The organism is Lentzea sp., from assembly GCF_036380075.1.
Taxonomy (GTDB): Bacteria; Actinomycetota; Actinomycetes; order Mycobacteriales; family Pseudonocardiaceae; genus Lentzea.
The window spans coordinates 1-8,030 of record NZ_DASVFL010000029.1; the positions used below are offsets into that span (position 1 = coordinate 1).

The 8,030-nt window shown below is 73.8% G+C and carries 2 protein-coding genes; both read left to right on the plus strand.

What is annotated here, in order from left to right:
* The coding region (locus VF330_RS03400) for an amino acid adenylation domain-containing protein (protein ID WP_330850001.1) at nucleotides 1-2,479 on the plus strand (2,479 nt) is incomplete at its 5' end.
* Nucleotides 2,476-8,030 (plus strand): amino acid adenylation domain-containing protein (locus VF330_RS03405; RefSeq protein ID WP_330850002.1); only part of this gene is annotated, 5,555 nt, incomplete at its 3' end. The genes VF330_RS03400 and VF330_RS03405, both read left to right, overlap by 4 nt.

The window sequence follows — 8,030 nt, forward strand, 5'->3', positions numbered from 1 at the left end:
GCCGGCAGATCGCCCGCGCCCCGCCACGCCGACGCACCAGGGCGACGTCGTGCCGTTCACCATCGGCGCGGACGTCCACCGAGGCCTGACGGCCGTGGCACGCGCTTCGGGAGCGACGCCGTTCATGGTGCTCCGCGCGGCGTTCGCGGCTCTGCTGTCGAGGCTGGGCGCCGGAACGGACGTCCTGCTCGGCACGCCGGTCGCGGGACGCGGCGACGAGGCGCTGGACGACCTGGTCGGGTTCTTCGTCAACACCCTGGTGCTGCGGACCGACCTGTCCGGCGACCCGACGTTCGCCGAGCTCCTCGACCGGGTCCGCGCCACCGACCTGGCCGCCTACGACCACCAGGACGTGCCGTTCGAACGGCTCGTAAAGGAGCTCAACCCGGCCCGCACCACCGCCCGGCACCCGCTGTTCCAGGTGATGGTCGTGTTGCAGAACAACGCCGAGGGCGAGCTGACCCTGCCGGGCCTGGAGGTGGAGGCGCTGCCCGCACCCACCGGGGCGGCGAAGTTCGACCTCACGCTCGGCCTGCGCGAGTCGTTCACCGAGGACGGCGCACCGGCCGGCCTGACCGGGGAGCTGGAGTACGCCACCGAGCTCTACGACCGCGAGACGGCCGAGGCCGTCGTGACCCGGCTGGCCCGGCTGCTGGCCGCCGTCGCCGCCGACCCCGGCGCGCCCTTGTCCACAGTGGACGTCCTGGACGCGGACGAGCTGCGGAAGGTCACGCGGGAGTGGAGCTCCTCCGCTGACAGCCTGCACCGCGACGTCACGTTGCCCGGCCTGATCGCCGCGGGAAAGCCGGACGCGGTGGCGTTGGTCGACGACCACGAGGCCGTCACCTACGCCGAACTGCAGGCCCGCTCGAACCGGCTCGCCCGGCGGCTGGCCGCGCAGGGCGCCGAGGCCGGTGACACGGTCGCGGTGTGCCTGCCGCGGGGTGCCGGCCTCGCCGTCGCCATCCTCGCGGTGCTGAAGGCCGGTGCGGCGTACGTCCTGCTCGACCCCGACCACCCGGCCGACCGCCGGCAGGCGCTGCTCGACCAGGCCGGGCCGGTGTTCGTGCTGGAGGATGTCCACGGCGGCCACTACCCAGCGGACGACTTCACCCGCGAGGTCAGCCCCGACAGCCCGGCGTGTGTCATGTTCACCTCGGGTTCCACGGGCCGTCCCAAGGGCGTCGTCGTGTCGCACCGGGCGCTGGTCACGACGCTGACCGGTCAGGACTTCGTCCCGTTCGCCGCGGACGCGGTCTGGCTCCAGTGCTCGCCGGTGTCGTGGGACGCGTTCGCGCTGGAGCTGTTCGGGCCGCTGCTGTCCGGCGCCACCTGCGTGCTGCAACCCGGCCAGACCCCGGACCCGGCGCAGATCACCAGGCTGGTCGCCAAGCATGGCGTGACCACGTTGCACGTGTCGGCCAGCCTGCTCAACTTCCTGGTCGACGAGACGCCCGAGGTGTTCGACGGCGTCCGCGAGGTGATGACGGGCGGCGAACCCGCGTCCATCCCGCACCTGCGCGCCCTGCTCGGCCGGTACCCCGGCCTGCGGGTCGTGAACGGCTACTCGCCGCTGGAGAACACGATCTTCACGCTCTGCCACACCGTCGAGCCGCGCGACCTGGACCGCGTCAGCGTGCCGGTCGGCCGTCCGGTGGCGGGCAAGCAGGTGTTCGTGCTCGACCGGTGGCTGCGGCCGGTTCCGCCGGGCACCCCCGGCGAGCTCTACATGGCGGGCGACGGGCTCGCGCACGGCTACCTCGGGCAGACCCCCGTGACCGCGCAACGGTTCGTCGCCAACCCCTACGGCGTCGCCGGAGGCCGCATGTACCGCACCGGCGACCTGGTGCGCCAGGACCGCGAGGGCGTCGTGCACTTCCTCGGCCGCGCCGACGACCAGGTCAAGATCCGCGGCTTCCGGGTGGAGCCCGGCGAGGTGCGCGCGGTGCTCGCCCGGCATCCCGGCGTGCGGCAGGTCGAGGTCGTCGTCCGCGAGGACAGCCCCGGCGACAAGCGGCTCGTCGCGTACGTGGTCGGTGCGGCCGGAGGACTGCGGGAGTTCGCCGCCCGCAGCCTGCCCGACTACCTCGTGCCGGCCGCGGTCGTCGCGCTGGAGTCGGTGCCCCGCACCCCCAACGGCAAGCTCGACCGCGCCGCGCTGCCCGTCCCCGAGGCACGCCGCGGGGAGGTCCGCAAACCGCAGACCCCGCACGAGGAACTGCTCTGCGGCCTGTTCGCCGAGCTGCTCGACGTGCCGGAGGTGTCGATCGACGACGACTTCTTCGCGCTGGGCGGCCATTCGATCCTGGTGATGCGCCTGGTCAGCCGCGTGCGGTCGGTCTTCGGCGCCGAACTGGGCATGCGGACCGTGTTCGAGAACCCGACGGTCGCCGGCCTGGCCGCCCACCTGCCCGTCGCCGCCCGGCCCGCCCCACGGCCCGTGCTGCGGGCCCGTCCGAGGTCCAAGGAGACGTTGTGATCCCCCTGTCGTTCGCCCAGCAGCGGCTGTGGTTCCTCGATCGGCACGAGGGAACCGGCGCCGCCTACAACATCCCCCTCGCCGTGCGACTCCACGGAGCGCTCGACACCGAGGCGCTCGAAGCGGCGCTCACCGACGTCCTCGGCCGGCACGAGGCGCTGCGCACCACCTTCCCCAGCCGCGACGGGCAGCCGCACCAGGAGATCCTGGAGGACGCCAAGGTCGTGCTGGCCGTGCTCGAACCGGGCGACCCGGCGGTCGTGCTGGGCCGCGCGGCACGGGAGGCGTTCGACCTCGCCGCCGACCCGCCGTTCCGGGCGCACCTGCTCGAAGAGGGACCGCGGGACCACGTGCTGCTGCTGGTGATGCACCACATCATCAGCGACGGCTGGTCGCTCGGCCCGCTGCTGCGCGACCTCACCACCGCCTACACCGCGCGGCTGGCGGGGGAGGAGCCCGACTGGGAGCCGCTGCCCGTCCAGTACGCGGACTACGCGCTGTGGCAGCAGGAGCTGCTCGGGTCGGCCGACGACCCGGACAGCCTGGTCAGCTCCCAGCTCGCCTACTGGCGCACGAGACTGGCCGGCCTGCCGGACGAGATCGCGCTGCCGGTGGACCGTCCCCGTGACGCGGGCACCGGGTCGGCCGGATCGTCCGTGGCCGCGGTGCTGTCCGGCGACACGGCGCGGTCGCTGGCCGCACTGGCGGAGGAGTGCGGGGCGACGCTGTTCATGGTCGCCCAGGCCGCGTTCGCCGCGTTGCTGGCGCGCAGCGGTGCGGGGGAGGACGTCCCGATCGGCACGGTCGTCACCGGCCGCGGCGAGGAGGTGCTGGAGGACCTGGTCGGGTTCTTCGTCAACACGCTGGTGCTGCGGGTGGACCTGTCCGGCGAGCCGTCGTTCCGCGACCTGCTGGGCCGGGTGCGGGAGGAGTCGCTCGACGCCTACGGCCACCAGGACCTGCCGTTCGACCGGCTGGTCGAGGAGCTCAACCCGGTGCGCGCGCCGGGCAGGCACCCGTTGTTCCAGGTGATGGTGCTGGCGGACGACGACTCCGGCGGTCCCGGCCTCGCGCTGCCCGGCCTCACCGGCACCGTCGAGCCGATCGGGGCGGGCGAGGCGAAGTTCGACCTCACCCTGGCGCTGCGCGACGGCCGCGACGGCGTGCGGTGCTCGCTGGAGTACCTCACCGGCCTGTTCGACGACGCGACCGCCGGGATGCTGCTGGCCCGCCTCGTCCAGCTGCTCGACCAGGCCGCCGCCGACCCGGACCGGTCGGTGTGGGACCTGGACGTGCTGTCGGCGGTCGAACGCGCCGAGGTCTTCGCCACCACGGAGGCGGCCACCGGCACGGTTCACGACCTGGTCGCGGCCCAGGCGGCGCGCACACCGGACGCCGTCGCCCTCGTGTCGGGCGACACCGAGATCTCCTACGCGCTCCTCGACTCGGACGCCTCCGGCCTGGCTGGTTTCCTGGCCTCGGAGGGAGTGCGGCGCGGGGACGTCGTCGGTGTCCACATCGGACGCGGCGTGGAGATGGCGACCGCGTTGCTGGCCGTGCTCAAGGCGGGTGCGGCCTACCTGGTGCTCGACGTCGACTTCCCGCCGGCCCGGCTGGCGTCGATGGTGGCGTCCCTGCCGGTGCGGCTCGTCCTCACCGACCGGCCGTTCGAGGCGGACGTCCCGGTGGTCGCGCTCGCCGACGCCGTGCCGATGCCCTTCACCGCAACGGAAACCGGGCCCGACGACCTGGCGTGCGTCATGTTCACCTCGGGCTCGACCGGTGCCGCGAAGGCCGCCGGCACACCGCATCGCGCGCTGACCGGCACGCTCGTCGGCCAGCGGTACGCGGGGTTCGGACCCGGCGAGGTGTGGCTGCAGTGCGCGTCGGTGTCGTGGGACGCCTTCGCGACCCAGCTGTTCGGTCCGCTGCTGTCCGGCGGCACGACGGTGCTCTACCCCGGCCAGCGCCCGGAGCCCGCGGTCATCGCGGACTTGGTGGTGCGGCACGGCGTGACGGTGCTGGACGCGTCCGCCAGCCTGTTCAACCACCTCTGGGACAGCTACCCGGACATCTTCACCGGGCTGCGCTGGGCGTTGACCGGCGGTGAGGCCGCCTCCGCCGCACACGTGCGGGCGGTGCTGGCCGCCGTGCCGGACATCGGCGTGGTCAACGGCTACGGGCCGGTCGAGAGCATGGGCTTCACCACCACGTTCACCGTCCCGCAGGGCTGGGACGGCGCCGCGGTACCGATCGGGCAACCGTTGCGGGGCAAGGGTGCCGTCGTGCTGGACCGGCGGCTGTCGCCCGTGCCGACCGGCGCGGTGGGGGAGCTGTACGTCTCCGGAGCGGGTCTGGCCCACGGCTACCTCGGCAGGCCGGGCCTGACCGCCGAACGGTTCGTCGCCTCGCCCTTCGTGCCCGGCACGCGCCTGTACCGGACCGGAGACCTGGTCCGCCGCCGCGCCGACGGCACGCTGACCTACCTGGGCCGGGCCGACGACCAGGTGAAGATCCGCGGCTTTCGGGTCGAGCCGGCCGAGGTCGAGGCCGTGCTGGCCGCGCACCCGGACGTGACCGCCGCGGCCGTGGTGGCACGCGAGGACGGACCCGGCGGCAAACGACTCGTCGCGTACGTCGTCGGCGCCGCGGGCGGACTGCGGGACTTCGCCCGTGAACGGCTGCCGGAGCACATGGTGCCCGCGGCGTTCGTCGAGCTCGACGCGTTCCCGTTGACGCCCAACGGAAAGCTGGACCGCCGAGCGTTGCCCGCGCCGTCGTACACCGTCGGTGACAGCCAGCCGCGCACGCCGCGGCAGGAGATCCTCTGCGGCCTGTTCGCCAAGGTCCTCGGGCTGGACGCGGTCGGTCTCGACGACGGGTTCTTCGACCTCGGCGGGCACTCACTGCTCGCGGCCAGGCTGCTCGCGTCGATCCGCACGGTGTTCGGCGTCGAGCTGGGCATCCGCGTGCTGTTCCGCGACCCGACGCCCCGCGGTCTCGACGGGCACCTGGACGCCACCACGCCGGTGCGCGCCCTGTCCCGCCCCGGCCACCGGCCGCGGCGCGTGCCGCTGTCGTCGGCCCAGCTGGGCGTGCGGCTCGCGATGGAGGTCGCCGACCACGCCTACACCGCGCCGCACGCGATGCGGCTCCTCGGCGAGCTGGACCTGAAGGCGTTGCACGCGGCGTCGCTGGACGTCGTGGAACGGCACGAGGCATTGCGGACGGTGTTCCCGGAGGACGTGTCCGGGTGGCACCAGGTCGTGCTGCCGGCCGACGAGCTGCTGTTCGAGGTCGCGGAGTGCGCAGAGGACGCGCTGGACAGCACCTTGACGGCGCTGGTGGCGCGCCCGTTCGACCTCGCCGCCGACATCCCGCTGCGGGTGCACGTGCTGCGGCTCGGCGAGCGCGACCACGTGGTGTTGCTGGCACTGCACCACATCGCCACGGACGGCTGGTCGACCGGCGTGCTGCTGCGCGACCTCGCCGAGGCCTACCGGGCACGTCTCGGCGGCGCGGCACCGGACTGGCGGCCGCTGCCGATCCAGTACGCCGACCACAGCCTGCGGCAACAGCAACTGCCGGGCTCGTCGGACGACCCGCTCGCGTTCTGGGCGGAGACGCTGGACGGGATCCCGGACGAGCTGCGGCTGCCCGTCGACCGGCCGCGTCCGGTGGTGTCGGGCAACGTCGGCGACGAGGTCCGCGCCCGGGTCGACGCCGGCACGCACCGCGCTCTGGTCTCGCTGGCGCGCACCAACAACGCGACCGTGTTCATGGCCCTGCACGCCGCCGTGGCCACGTTGCTCACCAAGCTGGGCGCGGGCACGGACGTCGTGCTCGGCACGGTGGTCGCCGGCCGCGGCTCCGAGGACCTGGACGACCTGGTCGGCCTGTTCGTGAACACGCTCGCGCTGCGCGTCGACCTGTCCGGCGACCCGGACTTCACCACGGTCCTGCAGCGCGTCCGCGAGGCCGACCTGGCCGCGTACACGCACCAGGACGTGCCGTTCGACCGCGTCGTCGAGAGGGTCAACCCCGAGCGCTCCAGCGCCCGGCACCCGCTGTTCCAGGTGTCGCTGGTGTTGCAGGACGGGGTGGACGGCGTCGAGGACGACGCGCTGGGCCTGCCCGGCCTGGAGGTGCGGACCGTGCGGACCACGACGGGCGGCGCCAAGCTCGACCTGTCGTTCGGCTTCGGGCAGAGCGCCGACGGGCTGGACGTGTGCCTGGAGTACGCCGTCGACCTGTGGGACCGCGCCACCGCCCAGCACCTGCTGACCCGCCTGGTCCGGCTGGTCGAGGCGCTCGTCGCCGACCCGTCCCGGCCGGTGAGCGCGATCGACGTCCTGACCTCCGCGGAACGCGAAGCCGTTCTGCGCCGGTGGAACGACACCGCAGTCGCCCACGACGTCGACCGGCCGGTGCACGCACTGGTCGCCGAGGTCGCCGCACGCACGCCCGACGCGCCGGCGGTCGTCGCCCACGACGGGGTGCTGACCTACCGGGAGCTCGACGAGCGGGCGAACCGCCTCGCGCACCACCTGATCGCACTCGGCGCGCGCCGCGACACCGTCGTCGGCGTCTGCACCGACCGGGACACCGGCAGCATCGTGGCGTTGCTGGCCGTGCTCAGAACCGGCGCGGCTTACCTGCCGGTCGACCCGACCTACCCGCCCGAGCGGCTGGTCTACATGCTGGCGGACGCGGACGCACCGGTCGTCGTGACGCAGCGAGGACTGGCGCACCTGGTCGAGTCCAGCGACGCGGCGAAAGTGCTGCTGGACGGCGAGATCCCGGACCACCCGGCGACCCCGCCGCCGCTGTCCACCCACCCGCGCGATGCCGCGTACGTCATCTACACCTCGGGTTCCACCGGCCGCCCCAAGGGCGTCGTGGTCGACCACCGCGCCCTCGCGGCCCAGACCGCCTGGCTGGTGCCCGCGCTGGGACTCGTGCCGCCGGACCGCTCCAGCCACCTGTCCGCGCAGGGGTTCGACGCGGCGGTCGCGGAGATCTGGCCGACGCTCGTGTCCGGCGCGGCGCTGCACATGCCGTCGCAGCAGGTCATGGAGGACACCGAGGCGCTGGCGGAGTGGATCGCCGACAGCCGGATCACGGTCTGCTCGCTGGCCACGCCCCGGCTGGAGGCGATGCTGGACGAGCCGGCGCTGGCCGCGTCCTCGGTGCGCGTCATGCACACCGGCGGCGACGTGCTGCGCCGCCGCCCGCCCGCCGGGATGCCCTTCGAGCTCCACAACACCTACGGCCCCACCGAATGCACGGTGAACTCGACGTGCGGCCTGGTGCCGCCCGGCACGGACACCGACCTGCCGTCGATCGGCACTCCCGTCGACAACTACCTCGCCTACGTCCTGGACGAGCACCTGCATCCCGTCGCGCCCGGCGTGGTCGGTGAGCTGTACGTGGCGGGCGCGGGCCTGGCGCGCGGCTACCTGGGCAACCCCGGGCTGACCGCGACCCGGTTCGTCGCCTGCCCCGAGGGCGGCCGGATGTACCGCACCGGCGACCTCGTCCGCTGGCTCCC